14 protein-coding genes are annotated in these 15,067 nt (G+C 44.3%); 8 read left to right on the plus strand and 6 right to left on the minus strand.

Annotation, left to right across the window (positions count from 1 at the left end):
- Window positions 1-101: 101 nt before the first annotated feature.
- The 3 genes from F6J94_RS17450 to bioB all read right to left on the minus strand — a co-directional run bounded on the left by F6J94_RS17450 (window position 102) and on the right by bioB (window position 2,053).
- On the minus strand, window positions 102-227 hold the full coding sequence (locus F6J94_RS17450; RefSeq protein WP_293042731.1) for a hypothetical protein: 126 nt from the start codon (window positions 225-227) through the stop codon (window positions 102-104).
- A gap of 82 nt (window positions 228-309) precedes the next feature.
- A complete protein-coding gene (locus F6J94_RS17455) occupies window positions 310-894 on the minus strand; it encodes a biotin transporter BioY (protein ID WP_293021857.1) in 585 nt (194 codons plus the stop codon).
- Between the two features lie 37 nt (window positions 895-931).
- Window positions 932-2,053, minus strand: coding sequence for a biotin synthase BioB (gene bioB / locus F6J94_RS17460; protein WP_293042734.1), 1,122 nt, complete (start codon window positions 2,051-2,053; stop codon window positions 932-934).
- Between the two features lie 233 nt (window positions 2,054-2,286).
- On the opposite strand from bioB, the gene F6J94_RS17465 reads away from it, so the two are divergent.
- The 7 genes from F6J94_RS17465 to F6J94_RS17495 all read left to right on the plus strand — a co-directional run bounded on the left by F6J94_RS17465 (window position 2,287) and on the right by F6J94_RS17495 (window position 11,346).
- Window positions 2,287-3,255 (plus strand): PstS family phosphate ABC transporter substrate-binding protein, encoded by a 969-nt coding sequence (locus F6J94_RS17465; protein ID WP_293021858.1) that lies wholly within the window; start codon window positions 2,287-2,289, stop codon window positions 3,253-3,255.
- 268 nt (window positions 3,256-3,523) lie between these two features.
- Window positions 3,524-4,531: a phosphate ABC transporter permease subunit PstC gene (gene pstC / locus F6J94_RS17470; RefSeq protein ID WP_293042737.1), complete on the plus strand. Its 1,008-nt coding sequence runs from the start codon at window positions 3,524-3,526 to the stop codon at window positions 4,529-4,531.
- Complete coding sequence (gene pstA / locus F6J94_RS17475; RefSeq protein WP_293042740.1) at window positions 4,531-5,439, plus strand: phosphate ABC transporter permease PstA; 909 nt, start codon at window positions 4,531-4,533, stop codon at window positions 5,437-5,439. The genes pstC and pstA overlap by 1 nt, the downstream gene beginning before the upstream one ends.
- Before the next feature lie 202 nt (window positions 5,440-5,641).
- Window positions 5,642-6,472, plus strand: a complete 831-nt coding sequence (pstB, locus tag F6J94_RS17480; protein ID WP_293042743.1) for a phosphate ABC transporter ATP-binding protein PstB — start codon at window positions 5,642-5,644, stop codon at window positions 6,470-6,472.
- Window positions 6,473-6,834: 362 nt separating this feature from the next.
- Complete coding sequence (psb27, locus tag F6J94_RS17485; RefSeq protein ID WP_364301414.1) at window positions 6,835-7,239, plus strand: photosystem II protein Psb27; 405 nt, start codon at window positions 6,835-6,837, stop codon at window positions 7,237-7,239.
- Between the two features lie 973 nt (window positions 7,240-8,212).
- Window positions 8,213-9,598: a transposase gene (locus F6J94_RS17490; RefSeq protein ID WP_293042746.1), complete on the plus strand. Its 1,386-nt coding sequence runs from the start codon at window positions 8,213-8,215 to the stop codon at window positions 9,596-9,598.
- A gap of 266 nt (window positions 9,599-9,864) precedes the next feature.
- Window positions 9,865-11,346 carry a family 10 glycosylhydrolase gene (locus F6J94_RS17495; protein WP_293042748.1) on the plus strand — a complete coding sequence of 494 codons (1,482 nt, stop codon included), beginning with the start codon at window positions 9,865-9,867 and terminating at the stop codon, window positions 11,344-11,346.
- Here F6J94_RS17495 and F6J94_RS17500 read toward each other — a convergent pair.
- Complete coding sequence (locus F6J94_RS17500) at window positions 11,279-11,464, minus strand: hypothetical protein (RefSeq protein WP_293042749.1); 186 nt, start codon at window positions 11,462-11,464, stop codon at window positions 11,279-11,281. The genes F6J94_RS17495 and F6J94_RS17500 overlap by 68 nt on opposite strands.
- A gap of 105 nt (window positions 11,465-11,569) precedes the next feature.
- The gene (gene rpe, locus F6J94_RS17505) at window positions 11,570-12,277 is read right to left on the minus strand and encodes a ribulose-phosphate 3-epimerase (RefSeq protein WP_293042750.1); all 708 of its coding nucleotides are present in this window, start codon (window positions 12,275-12,277) and stop codon (window positions 11,570-11,572) included.
- A 273-nt stretch (window positions 12,278-12,550) separates the two neighbouring features.
- Here rpe and F6J94_RS17510 point away from each other — a divergent pair, with 273 nt between their 5' ends.
- Window positions 12,551-13,015: a CAAD domain-containing protein gene (locus tag F6J94_RS17510; RefSeq protein WP_293021868.1), complete on the plus strand. Its 465-nt coding sequence runs from the start codon at window positions 12,551-12,553 to the stop codon at window positions 13,013-13,015.
- A gap of 601 nt (window positions 13,016-13,616) precedes the next feature.
- On the opposite strand, the gene F6J94_RS17515 is transcribed toward F6J94_RS17510, so the two are convergent.
- Window positions 13,617-14,807: a HetZ-related protein 2 gene (locus tag F6J94_RS17515; RefSeq protein WP_293042752.1), complete on the minus strand. Its 1,191-nt coding sequence runs from the start codon at window positions 14,805-14,807 to the stop codon at window positions 13,617-13,619.
- Window positions 14,808-15,067 lie beyond the last annotated feature (260 nt).

The raw sequence follows: 15,067 nt of genomic DNA on the forward strand, positions 1-15,067 counted from the left end.
CCAGAAGATATACGCCGCCATGCTAAAGAATGGGTTGAGAATAATCAAGAGTTGTTTGATAGCTGGATAGAAGAGGCAAAAAAGGCAGGAGGGGATTCTATTTAAATATAGGGAATAGGGAATAGGGAGTAGGGAGTAGGGAGTAGGGAGTAGGGAGTAGGGAGTAGGGAGTAGGGAGTAGGGAGTAGGGAGTAGGGAGTAGGGAGTGTCAAAGTCGTTTTACGCATCAAGGGTGGGTAAGTCCTTTAGTGATTAGTTTTTTGTTAATTAACCCTTATCAATTAACAATTGTATTTTGACCAATGACTTTTAATAAAACATTAACTGCCGTAGAGCAAATGCCACAACGGTGACAGAACAAACTACCACTAGCTGACTCGGTAAAGGCGAAATGGTATATTTCATGATCGCTTCCATGAGAGGCATAGCCCCAAGCACTGACCAATTGATGCCGTGGAAAATCATCAAATAGCCGACACCATAGGTATGGATGGTTAGTAGACCACACAGGCAGCTAAAGGCCAATGTTTCGACTCGTGCTTGTACCCGAAAGGCTAAAAAACCACACACCCAGGCTCCAGCAATAAAGCCTAGTATGTATCCAAAGCTCGGTTCTTTGATATAGCCAATACCTCCACCTTGAGTAAAGACTGGCAGGTTCAAGCCGATGACAACATAGGCAATTTGAGAAAGAGCACCAGCATTTCTGCCTCCTAAACAAGCAGCTAGTAGGACTGCTCCAATCTGATAGGTAACCCCTAAGGATATAGTTTGAACACCTTGAGTTGACCAATCCCAGGGTGGATTGGAGACAAAGAAGGCTTCTAGAAACGTGCCGCCGATGGTCAGCAGCAAACCAATTATGGCCCACAAAATCTCATTGGGAGCAGACACAGTTACATCGATAATCTATTTATTCTGGCTATTTATTCTAAGAGTTATATTCTCCGGGAATCGGAGCTTCACCACCGGTTAGACCCAAAGAGTCCAGCATAGCGTGGTCTTGCTCTGGTGGCTGTCCCAGAGTGGTGAGGTAGTGTCCAATCAGCATAGCATTGATTCCGGATTTTAGCCCTTTTGCCTGCAATTCACCCATCACAGCTTCTCGCCCACCAGCATAGCGCAGGATTTGCTCAGGTAGGATCATCCGGAAAATTGCGATCGCTTTTAGTGCTTCATAGGGGTCTAGCTTCCCAGATTCTCCCAAAGGGGTTCCCGAGCGAGGATTGAGCAAATTCAGAGGTACTGATTCCACCTTTAACTCCCGCAGGGCTAGAGCTAAATCCACTCGGTCTGCCCAGCTTTCCCCCATGCCCATAATCCCACCAGTGCAGGCTTGAATCCCCACTGATTTCAAGTTCTGGATCGTCTCGACGCGATCGCGCCAGCTGTGAGTAGTGACAATTTCTGGGAAAAACCGCTCTGAGGTTTCTAAGTTGTGGTTGTAGCGAGTTACCCCAGCTTCTTTCAGGGCTTGGGCTTGTTCCGAGGTGACTTCTCCCAAGGCACAGCAAGGCTTAATGCTTGTTTCGGCAATAATCTCCCGTACGGTTTCCAGAATTTGTTCAAACTCTTTCGATTTAGGACTACTGTACTTTGGTCCACGTCCCTGACTCACTAAGCAAAAACGTTTGGCTCCAGCTGCTTCAGCTGCCTTAGCTTGAGCCATTATCTCTTGCTTAGACTTAAGACCATAAATCGGGGAATCAACGCCAGGATGGTGAGCCGACTGGGCACAGAAGCCACAATTTTCTGAGCAACCACCAGATTTGACATTGACGATACTACACAAATCCACCGTATTACCACAGCAGGCTTGGCGCACTTTGTCAGCTGCTTGGCACAGCAGCAATATATTATCCTGCCCTTCCAGTTTGGTCAGGGCTAAGGCTTGCTCTCTAGTAATGCGATCGCCTGCAATAATCCCCTCAGTTAGCTTTTGCAGCCACTGATTCAGGGATGCTGGGGATGTTGAGCATTGTTCTGGTGTACTTGCTGGTGTACTTGCTGGTGTACTTGATAAATCTACAGATACACCTACAGCAGTTGACAAAGGTGCTTGAACCACAGTATCTCCCACATATCTCAGCTTTAAAGGCACCCCTCACTATACCACCTTAGAGTAAGTTAGCTAGTGAAACCTACTACACCAACTCAAAATTTAACCTTTTCTTAATTATAATTTAACCTAATGCTTAACCTACTCTTTATGGTAGAGCGGTACACTCCGGCTGTGACGCCTAAAAAAATCAAGCCAATTCCATGTTGTCTCAAAAGAATTATTCATTGTCAATAGCATTGATCACCACCTTAGCCATGGGGATTACCTCCTGTGGTGGTTCAAGCCCTAAAGTTAAGGTGGATGGTTCCAGCACTGTATTTCCCATCTCTGAGGCAATGGCGGAAGAGTTCCAGAAAGCCAATCCGGGAATCCTTGTTAATGTCGGTGTCTCTGGTACTGGTGGTGGATTCAAGAAATTTTGTGCTGGAGAAACCCATATTTCCAACGGCTCCCGTCCGATCAAAGAATCAGAAATAGAACTTTGCAAGAAGGGAGGAATTGAGTACATCGAATTACCCATCGCCTTTGATGGACTCTCTGTAGTAGTTAACAAAGAAAATAACTTTGCTAGCTGCCTAAAAATTTCTGAACTCAAAAAAATGTGGGAGCCAGCAGCTCAAGACAAAATCAAAAACTGGAAGCAAATTCGTCCTGGTTTCCCTGATACCAAACTAGGACTTTATGGCCCAGGAACTGACTCGGGAACCTATGACTACTTTATGGAAAACACGGTTGGTAAAGACAAGGGATCTCGGGGCGACTATACCGCTAGTGAAGATGACAATTTGCTTGTTCAAGGGGTATCGAATGATAAGGGTGGACTAGCCTTCTTTGGTTACGCCTACTACGAAGAAAACAAAGATAAACTCAAACTTTTAAAGATTAATGGAGGAAGTGGTTGCATTGCTCCTAGCACAGCAACTATTGCCGATGGAAGTTACAAACCTCTAGCTCGCCCAGAGTTTATCTACGTCAATAAAGAGGCGGCAACTCAACCTGAAGTTAAAGCATTTGTAGAGTATCAGTTGGCAGCAGCAAATTCCAAATTAATTTCAGAAGTTGGCTATGTTCCCATGCCAGAAGACATTATGATGTTGGTGAGAAAGCGTTTTAGCGATGGCAAAGTTGGTACAGTCTTTTCTAATGCTCCTAAAGGCTCCAAAGTGAAACAGCTATTGATGAAAGGGAAATAAATAATAGTAAAGGATGCATTAAAGGATGAAGGCTGAAGGCTGAAGGCTGAAAAGAACCAAGTTGCTAAGTCACCTTGTAAGTCACCTTGATAGATATCACCACTACACCTATGAGTAGAATTATTTCATTCCTCACACTTGATTCCTCACACTTCATCCTTCATCCTTTATCCTTTATCCTTCACACTTGATCCTACCCTAAGAGAACGCTATCAGGCGAACACACTTGCTCCTTCAAACTTGCTCCTTCACACTTAATACTTTACTGATGTCTACCACTCCCTCATCTTTTGAGTCATCAGACTCTGAGATGTTTCGACCAAACCGGCAGTTAAACAAGCGGGTAGAACTGGTAGTAAAAATAATTTTTGCTACCTTTGCCTTGGTTTCTGTCGCAACTACCATCGGCATTGTTCTAACCCTAATATTTGAAACAGTAGGATTTTTCCAAGAAGTATCACTCTTGAAATTCCTTACTGATAAAGCATGGACTCCCTTGTTTCCTAATCCGAAGTTTGGCATTTTTGTGCTGATTAGTGCCACCTTCCTGACCTCTGTAATCGCGCTGATGGTGGCATTACCTCTGGGATTGCTTGCAGCTATCTACTTGAGTGAATATGCATCTAGTGGTATCCGTCGCTGGCTCAAACCTGCCCTAGAAATATTAGCAGGGGTTCCTACGGTAGTATTTGGTTACTTCGCTCTGATGGTAGTTAGCCCTTTCTTAAGAGATTTTATTGGTTTTATTAATTGGGTTATAGCATTGATGGGTCGGGTTATACCTATTCCGGAGTCATTTGCTATTCCAGATTTACAAGGATTCAATGCCTTAAGCGCTGGGATTGTTTTAGGAATAGCCATTATTCCTATGATAGCTTCCCTGAGTGAAGATGCTATCTATGCTGTACCCAATAGCTTAAGACAAGGTGCTTATGCCTTGGGGGCAACTAAACGAGAAACCATTATCGGAGTAGTAATACCAGCAGCATTATCTGGAATTGTTGCTTCCTTCGTACTAGCGGTTTCCCGTGCTGTCGGTGAAACCATGATTGTTAGCATCGCTGCGGGTCAAAATCCCACCTTGGGACTGAATCCCCTAGTACCAGTGATGACCATGACAGCCTATATTGTTCAGGTAAGCTTAGGAGATACACCAGCAGGTTCCCTAGCCTACAAAACTATTTTTTCTGTAGGCATGACCCTGTTCTTACTGACCTTAGCCCTAAATATCTTTAGCTTTTGGTTTGTCCGTCGCTTCCGGGAGAAATACGACTAATGGCACAAGACCTAAAACCTCTAGGAGACGATTCCCCAGGTTACTTCAACCTGGCGCTAACCAAGCGCTACAACTTTGATAAAATCTTCGCCTTTGCTGCCTGGGTTGGCATCTTTTTTGGGCTAGCCATACTCGCAGTATTGCTGATTGATGTTTTTAGGGATGGTCTGCCCCGGCTCGATTGGCAATTTATCACCAGTCCTCCCTCCCGTAAACCAGACCAAGCCGGTATTTTTCCTCCTTTAATCGGTAGTGTCTGGCTGTTGGTGATAACAGCAATGGTCTCTTTTCCCTTGGGAGTAGGGGCAGGTATTTTCTTAGAAGAATATGCCACTGACAACCTGTTGACCCAGATTATTGAAATCAACATCGCTAACCTAGCTGCTGTACCTTCAATTATTTACGGCTTATTGGGTTTACAAGTATTTGTCCGGTGGTTGGAACCCATTACTAATGGTAGGAGCATACTAACTGGTTCCCTAACCCTGTCGTTGTTAATTCTGCCTATCATTATTGTTGCCACCCGTGAAAGTCTACGGGCAATTCCCAATAGTTTGCGTCAAGCGGGTTATGCCTTAGGAGCAACTCGCTGGCAAGTGATTCGAGAGCATATTTTTCCTCTCGCTTTACCTGGTATCCTGACAGGAACGATTTTAGCACTGTCAAGAGCAATTGGGGAAACTGCTCCTTTAATCACTATCGGAGCCTTGAGCTTCATTACCAGGCCGCCAATGAACCCACAAGATCCATTTACTGCACTGCCAATTCAAATTTACAACTGGATATCCCGTCCCCAAGAAGCCTTCCACACTAACGCGGCTGCGGGAATTGTTATGTTGATGGTAGTGCTGTTGGTCATGAATGCCGGAGCAATTTTCCTGCGCAACAAATTCCAAAGCAATAGATAAAAAGTCAATATACCCACTATTATAGCAGAAGTCAGAAGTCAGAAGTCAGAAGTCAGAAGTCAAACTCTTGCGCTTATTTAGGTTTGAGACTTTTGTCATGTCCGCGCCTGCCCTGGCGACTGCTATAAAATACAGATTCAAAGGGATGGAAAAGTTTTCAGTTTTGATTTCAAAAGTTGACAATTCCACAGAGGATTTAAATATGAATTATAACCAAGTTATGGACTGCACAACTTCGTCTGTAGAAGTACAATATCCGGTTTTACGGGCTGAAAAAGTTTCCGTATACTATGGATCATTTTTAGCAGTCAAAGATGTCTATTTAGATATTCCGAAAAAACAAGTTACCGCCTTTATCGGACCGTCTGGTTGTGGAAAAAGCACCTTGTTGCGATGTTTTAATCGCTTAAACGACCTGATTCCGGGAGCACGGGTGACAGGTAGAATTACCTTCCATGGGGAAAATCTCTATGATAAAAAGTTTGACAACAGCATTGAAGAAGTACGTCGCCGCATTGGCATGGTATTCCAAAAGCCAAACCCTTTTCCCAAATCCATTTATGAAAATATTGCCTTTGGAGCCCGGATTAACGGCTATCAAGGGGACATGGATGAATTAGTGGAGCGCAGTCTTCAACAAGCTGCCCTCTGGGATGAAGTCAAAGATAAACTAAGACAGAGTGGTCTGTCTCTATCTGGCGGTCAACAACAGCGTTTGTGTATTGCTCGCGCCTTAGCCATTAAGCCAGAAGTGTTGTTGATGGATGAACCTTGCTCCGCTCTTGACCCCATCTCCACCCTCAAAGTGGAAGAACTAATGCACGAGCTCAAAGAAAAATATACCATTGTTATCGTTACCCACAACATGCAACAAGCTACCCGAGTAGCAGACATGACCGCTTTCTATAACGCTAGGGCAACGGAAACAGGTGGCAAACAAGGCTATTTAGTAGAGTTCAATAGAACTGAAGTCATCTTCCAAAATCCTCAGCAGGAAGCAACCAGGGACTATGTTAGTGGGCGTTTCGGCTAAATCCCCCTAACATTTTGCCCTAACATGGGGCGTTGCTTAATAATGGAATGATTTTAAGAGTTTTGTGGAATGGGCATCTTGCGTGGAATGGGCATCTTGCGTGGAACTGGCATCTTGCCAGTTTCAATATATTTTCGGGCGGGCAGGATGCCCACTCTACTCCTATTCACAAGAAGATTAAGCAACGCCTAACATCGAGCGAAACCTTGGGTTTTAAACCCAACTCATCGGAGATTTGATCTGAGACTACACATCCCATGGCAACAGGCCCGTGGGATTTTTTTTTCTGATGGCGATGATCCCCCCAGTACCAATTCAAGATAGGATCAAATCTGATTATAAAATTGGATTTGTTGTCAATCATGCGAATAAAGCGCTACTTATCAGGTTTTATTGCCCTGGTACTGGTTATGGTTATCGGTTTAACTGGTTGTGCCTCAAGTGGTACAGGCTTAACAGGAGATTACCGTCAGGATACAATAATTGCTCTACAAGAATTAAGACAAGCCCTTGAATTACCAGAAGATTCACCAGATAAGACGGCAATTCGTGAAAAAGCAACTCTACTGATGAATGACTATGCTTCGCGCTACCGCAGAGATAGATCTGTGTCTACCCTTAATTCCTTCACTACCATGCGAACTGCTGTCAATTCCTTGGCTGGTTACTACAGTTCCTATCCCAATCGCCCTTTACCGAAAAAGGTGAAGGATCGTCTAGAGCAGGAATTTTCCCAAGTAGAGCGTTCTCTCAAACGGGGCGCTTAAGCTGTCCACACCTCGCCTATTCTAGGCGAGGGATAAGCTGGGTTAACAAAAAACTAGGAGTAGAAACCTGTCCTATCTTCAGGTTTATTGAGAACATCCCAGGTAAGGGAGGGTAGGATTATCGATGAGATCAAAGTTTTGGCCAATTTTTTTATCTGCTCTCGCCCTAACTCTCGTAATCAGTAAAAATTTTGGCTCTTCCGTACTTGTTATGCTAAATTAACACTTTGCCAAAGGGACTTCGGAGCAGGGACTGAGGCCGTTGGCCACGCTACGCGAACGGAGCAGGAGGAAGAGGCAGCTATATTGGAAAAATTTATGGTTAAATAGCCTCATAACCCTTACACAGTCTGCTTTTTAGTTTTTTTTAACTATAAATTTAGCATAGTAGGTACTGAAGAACCAAAATTTTCCGGAACAGTTGGTAAGAGAGCTGAAAACAGTTAAGGTAATGCCAGCCGAAGCGCGGTTAGGGGTTAGAGAGATTATTATAGGGTTTATGGCTACTACTAGGGTAATGGTTCACTAATAATCGACAACAATCAAATTTGACAAATTTAATGATATATGGATCAAATAAAACTATATAGATTTACTTATAGATTTACCTATAACCCCTCCCTTGGTGTTTCCCTTTCTATCAAAACTTCCTGAAATGTGAGAACCCCGTGGCTAAAGCCCGGGGATGAAACACAGAGACTGGATTCATCCAGTCGTGTTTCTACTATTTCAGTTCCTTCCTTATCTAGCGTTCTAGGAATTCTCCGACGCTTATGTCAGAGTCTTTGGCTGAAAGCTGCAATTGTTTCCAAGCAGTATCTGTAAGCATGACACAGTGTTGTCTTTTTAGCTCGTCGTAATGGACAGGGATTCCCCTCATCCTTTTTCTAGTTTTCTTTTTCATAAAGCTTGATAGATTTAGAACATCAGGATATACTAATATTCATCTAAAAAAGGACTAGCCAACAAGCAAGTGTATAAAACAATCCCAGTAAAAGCTAACTTTTCCGACGTTGAGAAAGTCTTCTGGGAATTTCAGTGCCAGCAATCCAATAGTCTGTTTAATTGTGCTGTTTATTACGCCAAACAAAAACACTATCAATGGCTTGAAGGGCAAAAGGCTTACACTACTTTCTGGCGTGGCGACGAACTGAGGTGTGGATGGAAAACGTACAAGTGCGCCACCAAGTACCCCGAGTTAGATAAAGCCTTAAAGCTAAGTCCCCATTACAAAGGGATGGCAGCTCAATCTGCCCAGCAAACTTTAAAAACCGTTGGGGAAGCGATCTCCAGCTACAACAAACTAGTCGGATTGTATTATCAAGGAAAAGTTGATAGGCCAAGGTTCCCTCGTTATAGAAAATCAGGAGGGATGGCATCTGTTACTTTTCCAAAGCAAGCGTTGACTTATAAAGAGGGCTTGTTTTACCCCTCTGTTAGTAAAGAGAGCAAGCCAGAATTATTAACTCAAATAACTTTAGAACCCCCCGACTTTATAGATCCGGATTGGGTAAAAGAGGTCACAATCAGACCATGCTACGGGCAATTATGGCTCGACTGGTTAATCGACGATGGAAAGCCGCCAGTAACCACTAACCCCAACCTTAATTATTCCCAAGCAATAGGCATCGACCATGGTGGCGACAATTGGCTAACTTGTGTCTCAACCCTGGGAAAGAGCTTTATTATCGATGGAAAAAAGCTCAAAGCCATGAACCAAAACTATTGTCGTCTGGTAGCCAAGTATAAATCTGGTAAATCAGAAAAATACTGGGATTCTAATTTAGACAGAATCCAGTTGAAGCGAAACAATCAAATGAGAGATGCCATCAACAAGGCGGCTCGATTTATCATTAATCGCTGCCTAAGTGATGGAATAGGAAATTTAGTTATCGGTTGGAACGAAGGGCAGAAGAACCGTTCTAACATGGGAAAGCAGGGGAATCAAAAATTTGTAGTTATCCCCAATAAACGGTTAATTGAAAGACTCAAACAACTCTGTTCTGAATATGGAATAAATCTAATAATTACTGAAGAGTCTTACACCAGTAAAGCGTCTTTCTTAGATGGTGACTCCTTGCCGAATTATGGTGCAAAACCCAAAGGATGGAGACCCTCTGGAAAAAGAGTTAGACGTGGTCTGTATAGGACTGCTTCCGGGAAGTTGATCAACGCCGATACTAACGGCGCTGCCAACATCCTCCAAAAAGTAACCACACAGTCATTCGACCTGACCAAGGTGGCTAGGGAAGCTTTGACACTTCCGCATCGATATGATCTGTTCACATCCTTGTCTAGATCTTATCGAATAAGCTGTGAAGCTTCGGCGGGTTCACCCTCCTGCTCCACATCCTTATAGAATCCCCCGTGCTTCAGCCGGGGGAGATGTCAACCCTAAACTATATAATAACTAGCTAAAGCTAATTTTAGAAAAAATCATAGTTAAAAACCCCTGTGCAATAACGGCGGGGATGACAACCATTTACGGACTTGCTGACCCTCTCGTAGTATCCGTTTAGAATCCCTGATGCTGCACCAGGGGGAGATTTCAAAGATATTGAAGCAATCGGGGATGAGTTTACTGGCTTTTGGCTAACTTTCTGTTCTTTTGTAGTGTTTCTAGGAATGTATAACAGTTTTGGTAAACGCAGGCAACACTGGCAAGGTCTACATCGTAGCTTGATTGCGACCTTTGCAGTAGGAAGTAGTCTGTTGAGTCAGTGTTGGTTTGTACCAACCGCTGAGGCAAAAACAAAAGCTTATTGCCACTTTACTCAGGAAGCGATCGCTCAAAAAGAAAGCTTAAGAGTTAATTCCTTAAAGGACAACTCAGACTCTAAAATCAGCTACCAAACCATTATCCAGGAACACGCCAGTTTCTTACAGCAGTGTCGTTCCCAAACCTGGCCGCAAAATCAAGCAATTTGGGTGCGCTTATATCCCTGTGATGCTCGTCCTGGAGCCCTTGAGGAAACCCTCGACCGTATTGTGAACCAAGGCTACAATCAGGTCTACGTTGAAGTATTTTACGATGGTCGCGTCCTGTTACCAAAGTCAGATAATCGTACTCCTTGGCCGTCAGTCATACAACAACCGGGGACTGAGAACGTAGATTTATTAGCCCAGGCGATTCAAAAAGGTCGTGAGCGGGGTTTGCAGGTGTATGCCTGGATGTTTACGATGAATTTTGGTTATACCTACGGTCATCGTGCTGAGCGGCAACAGATTCTTGCCCGCAATGGTCGGGGAGAGACCAGTTTGTCTGTAGTTAAGGATGGCTCTCAAGTATTTATCGACCCTTACAACCGACAAGCCCAGGTAGACTACTATGAGATGCTTAAGGGTGTATTAAAGCGACGCCCCGATGGGATTTTATTTGACTACATTCGCTATCCCCGTGGTTCAGGTTCCCAGTCTGTGGCCAGCAGTGTCAAGGATCTTTGGATTTACAGTGATGCAGCTAAGCAAGCCCTCTATCAACGGGCTGGTAACAATCAAGGTAAGGAGCTAATTCGGCGCTATCTGAGTAAGGGTTCCATTAGTGCTAAGGATATAAAAGCTGTCAAAAAGCTCTACCCTGATGAAAAAACTCCCCTGTGGCAAGGTCGCACTCCTTCCCCAAGAGAGAGTACTCGAACTATACAATGGCAGTTATGGCAACTAAGTGTTGCTCACGCTGCCCAGGGGATATTAGACTTTCTTAAATTAGGCGAATTGGCAGCAGAGCGAGCTGGGGTACAAGCCGGTGCAGTGTTTTTCCCCGATGGCAACCAAGTTGTAGGTCGCATGGGTTATGATTCGAGACTACAGCCTTGGGAACATTTTCCCCGTTCCCTGGAATGGCATCCCATGTCTTATGGTGTTTGTGGTCACACCGGTTGTATTGCCAATTTAGTCAAACGGGTGTTTAAGTGGGCATCGTCGGAAACAGACGTAAAACCAGCATTAGCAGGAACTTGGGGAAGATCCATAAAAAATCGTCCTTCCCTAGAAAACCAGATGCAGGCATTGCGCCGAGTGACACCACAAATTAACTCAGTCAGCCATTTTGCTTTCTCTTGGCAAAATCCAGAATTTGACCGCGAGCGAAAGTTTTGCAGATTATAGCAGTTCGACCTTGACTGAGGTACTTATGACCTGAGGGGAGTAGGGAGTAGGGAGTAGGGAGTAGGTTTTTTAGATCAGGGTCAAACCCAACCCCAACCCCCTCATGAAGCTGCTGCATCGCTTCGACACACCCTACACCCCATACTCACGTCTTTGTTAAAAACCTACCCTTATCAGCCCCCTCGACCTCTGATTAAGATTGGCCTAATGGGGATAGTTCTGATTAAGCAGTTACTAACTGGGGTTCAGGACGCTTGCTGTTACGAATACCGCTAATGGCCTCTGCGTAATCTGGTGCCTTGAATACAGCTGAGCCAGCCACAATCGCATTCGCTCCGGCTTCTAGCACTTCCCAGGTATTGTTCACCTTGAGTCCCCCATCAACTTCAATCCAGGGAGAAAGACCACGCTCATCACACATCTGACGCAGTTTGCGGATTTTTGGCACAACTTCTTTGATAAAGCTTTGACCACCAAAGCCAGGATTGACGCTCATAATCAGGATCAAGTCACAGACTTCTAGGACGTACTCAATTAAATCCAAGGATGAGGAGGGGTTAAGTACAACACCTGCTTGCTTACCCAATTCTTTAATCTGACAGAGAGTTCGGTGCAGATGGGGTGAAGCGTTGTGTTCAGCATGAACGGATATAATATCAGCCCCTGCCTTAGCAAAGTCTGCGACATACTTTTCTGGTTCCACAATCATCAAGTGGACATCCAGTGGCTTTTCGGTAATCGGGCGAATGGCTTTAACAACTAGAGGACCAATGGTGATGTTAGGGACAAATCTACCATCCATTACATCAACATGAATCCAATCAGCCCCTGCGGCATCCACAGCCTTAATTTCTTCTCCCAGTCGGCTAAAATCAGCTGACAGGATAGAAGGGGCAATAACAACTTGCTTTTGGGATAGGGTGTTGCTCATGATTGGAGGTGTTCTCCTGGAAGCTTATTTTTTAGTATTTTAACAAAATCTTTAGATTTTCCCTAACGAGTTGTTGTAATGCTGACCTACTTAGTGAGCACTGGTCACCAGACCAGTTGGCTATAAATCAGCCCATACCTACGGATGCTCACCCCTAGCAGGTCATGATGAAACTTTTGATAACATGGGCAACAGTTAGTCAGTCTGTCATCTTATGCAGCTGCCTTGCTCAAACGATAGAATATCCTGCTTTAATAGAATTTTGGAGGAAATATGGCTTCAAATCCCCAAGCATCTGCATATACTCAGAGCAGCACCAATGAAACTACCCTGGAGGATGAAAAACAGCTGAAAGTAGACCTCAAAGTTGACAAACCTGGTGCTATAGCCAAACTCACTGCTCCTGAGCCAGGACTGACCCAACCGTGGCAGGAATGGTTGCAAACTCTTACAGAAATTTTGTCACAATTGCCGGAATATATCGGCGGATTTGTTAGCAATTACCAAAAACCCTTGCTTACCGTTGGTCTTTTGCTGGCTGGGTTCATTACTGTTAAGGTCACGTTGGCGGTGCTGGATGCAATTAACGATATTCCCCTGATGGCACCGTTGTTTGAATTAGTGGGTATTGGCTATACCATCTGGTTTGTAGCTCGTTATCTACTCAAAGTCGAAACACGCCAAGAATTATCAGGGGAGATTCAATCCCTTAAAGGTCAGTTTATAGCTAAAAAGTGATATCTAGTTTGGTGGCATTAGCCCTTGTCAGGTGAGGAGTATAAAAAATAGGGCATGGACAATTGTCTCAATTGCTTTCCATGCCCTATTCCAGTAAATTAGTTTGACTAAATTAGTTTGACACTCTCCGGCCTAAAGGCGCGAGGATTATTTAGAGGAGGTACCCTTTTGGGGCATTGCTCGTAACAACTACCAACATGGGGTTGATAGTCCACTTGGCGGTGCCAATTGCCTCTACTCTCTCCGACAGAAATGTCATTGAGTCTACTTTTTTTTTGAAGTACTTTGATTCGCTTTCCGAAAAGACTCTTGCGTGGCATTGGGCTGGAATTGGAGTCTTAGACCGAGTCCCCATTTCGAGTAACTACCATTTAACCAACGCGTCCCACTGCTGGGAGTTTCACCCTTCCTTTTCCCTTCATTGCTTTTTCTGATATTCTAGCACAAAGCCGTCCTAGAAGGACGGGGTTTCAGACCCATTTTTTTTTGATGAAAGTAAATTGGTGTTGTTTGGCTGTAGCTCCTTGTAGCTATACTAATTAATACCTATCACTTATTGATCAATAATTAGCGGGATTGATTGGATAATAAAATTCAAACCTCAACTTGCCGAAGCACTGCGCAGGGCTTGAGCTGCTAGATAGAGTTTGTTCCATTCACCCATCACCTGGTTAGTTCTCCAGTTAAGATCGTTAGCGATCGCTTCGAAGGTATGACCAGCTTTCATCTTATCCAGCAACTGCTGTTGTTCAGGGGTCAGTTTTTGCTGATATTCTTGCCATTGCCTTGGGGTTAGTCCAAACCTGTGCTCAGTGTAGGATGTTTCCAGCCAACTGGCTACTAAGTCTGGCTGGCCTTTTACCCCATTGATGGAAAAGACACGAATGGCATGGTAGCTAATTTTTTCCCGTAGACGATAGACCTTCTTGATCGGCCAATTTAGGCGACGAGCGATCGCCTCTTGAGATTGACCTTGCAAGTAAAGTCGCAGCCAAAGGGCCGCCTCAGACCCTAAGTTTTTCTCTAAGTAAGCCTCAAATTCCTTAGATACGGACATCCTTAGGCTTTGTTTGTCTTCCCAAGCCTGCTTATGTTGATAATTAGTAATGGCTTGGTTATCCAATAGACTTACTGGGGCATCGGTTTCCCCTTCCGGGTTGATTGACTCTGACACTAAACGTACCATGTCTCCTTCTGGCACATGGGTCATACCGCCACGTTGAGACCGACGCAGAAAGTTGACAAACCGATAGACAACTAAGGGCTGGTTGCGAATCGGGCGCAGACAATACTCTTCAAGAGTAGTTAATAATAAAGCATTGCGCAGCGGTTCTTCCTTGGTACATTGTCTAATCCAGGCAATTTGCTTTTGGATATAGCGATCGCTATTTAATAATTCCTGAATCACTTCTTGGAGAACATCCACCACAGCCCTTTGGCGATCGCGACTTAGGGACACCCAAGTGCGGATTTTATTGCGTAAGGTAACTAGACTAGCTAAGCGGGTGGTCAAATTGCGATAGCAACGTTCTGGTGGCACCCCCAAGTAACGCTGTTGCAAAATTCTGTAACGATAATCCATTGCTTGGACAGCGATTACCAGTTTGCTCTGAGTGAGAGTGTCAAACCCCTCTTTATCTTCTCCAATTAACCACTGTACAATACTGGAGCTGGTGGCTGGATTTTGGTTGGGACAGTCACTCAACAAGCGCGACTGCCATTCTCTTTCCAGTTTATCCGCCAACTTTGCCATGACATTGCACTCCTTGGATCCCTGTTTTAAAGTTTGCATGACAACCCTCCCTGTTTCTACTCACTCGAAGTGGGTAGTGACTGCTTTCTATTTGACCACTAATTTCTAGGTATTGGAAGTGATCAAACTCCCATAACTACGCTTACGAAAGTCACACCAGTAGGATGATAGATAGCACGCCTGTCTGGAGATCTAGATCCTCTTTTAGATGTGTTCTAGATCACAAGCCCTAAATAGACTTCTGGGACATCCAGCAAGTTTTAGCTTCGTAAACTAGGGTAAGCACCACTATTTAGATA

This window comes from Moorena sp. SIO1F2, from assembly GCF_010672755.1.
Classification (GTDB): Bacteria; Cyanobacteriota; Cyanobacteriia; order Cyanobacteriales; family Coleofasciculaceae; genus Moorena.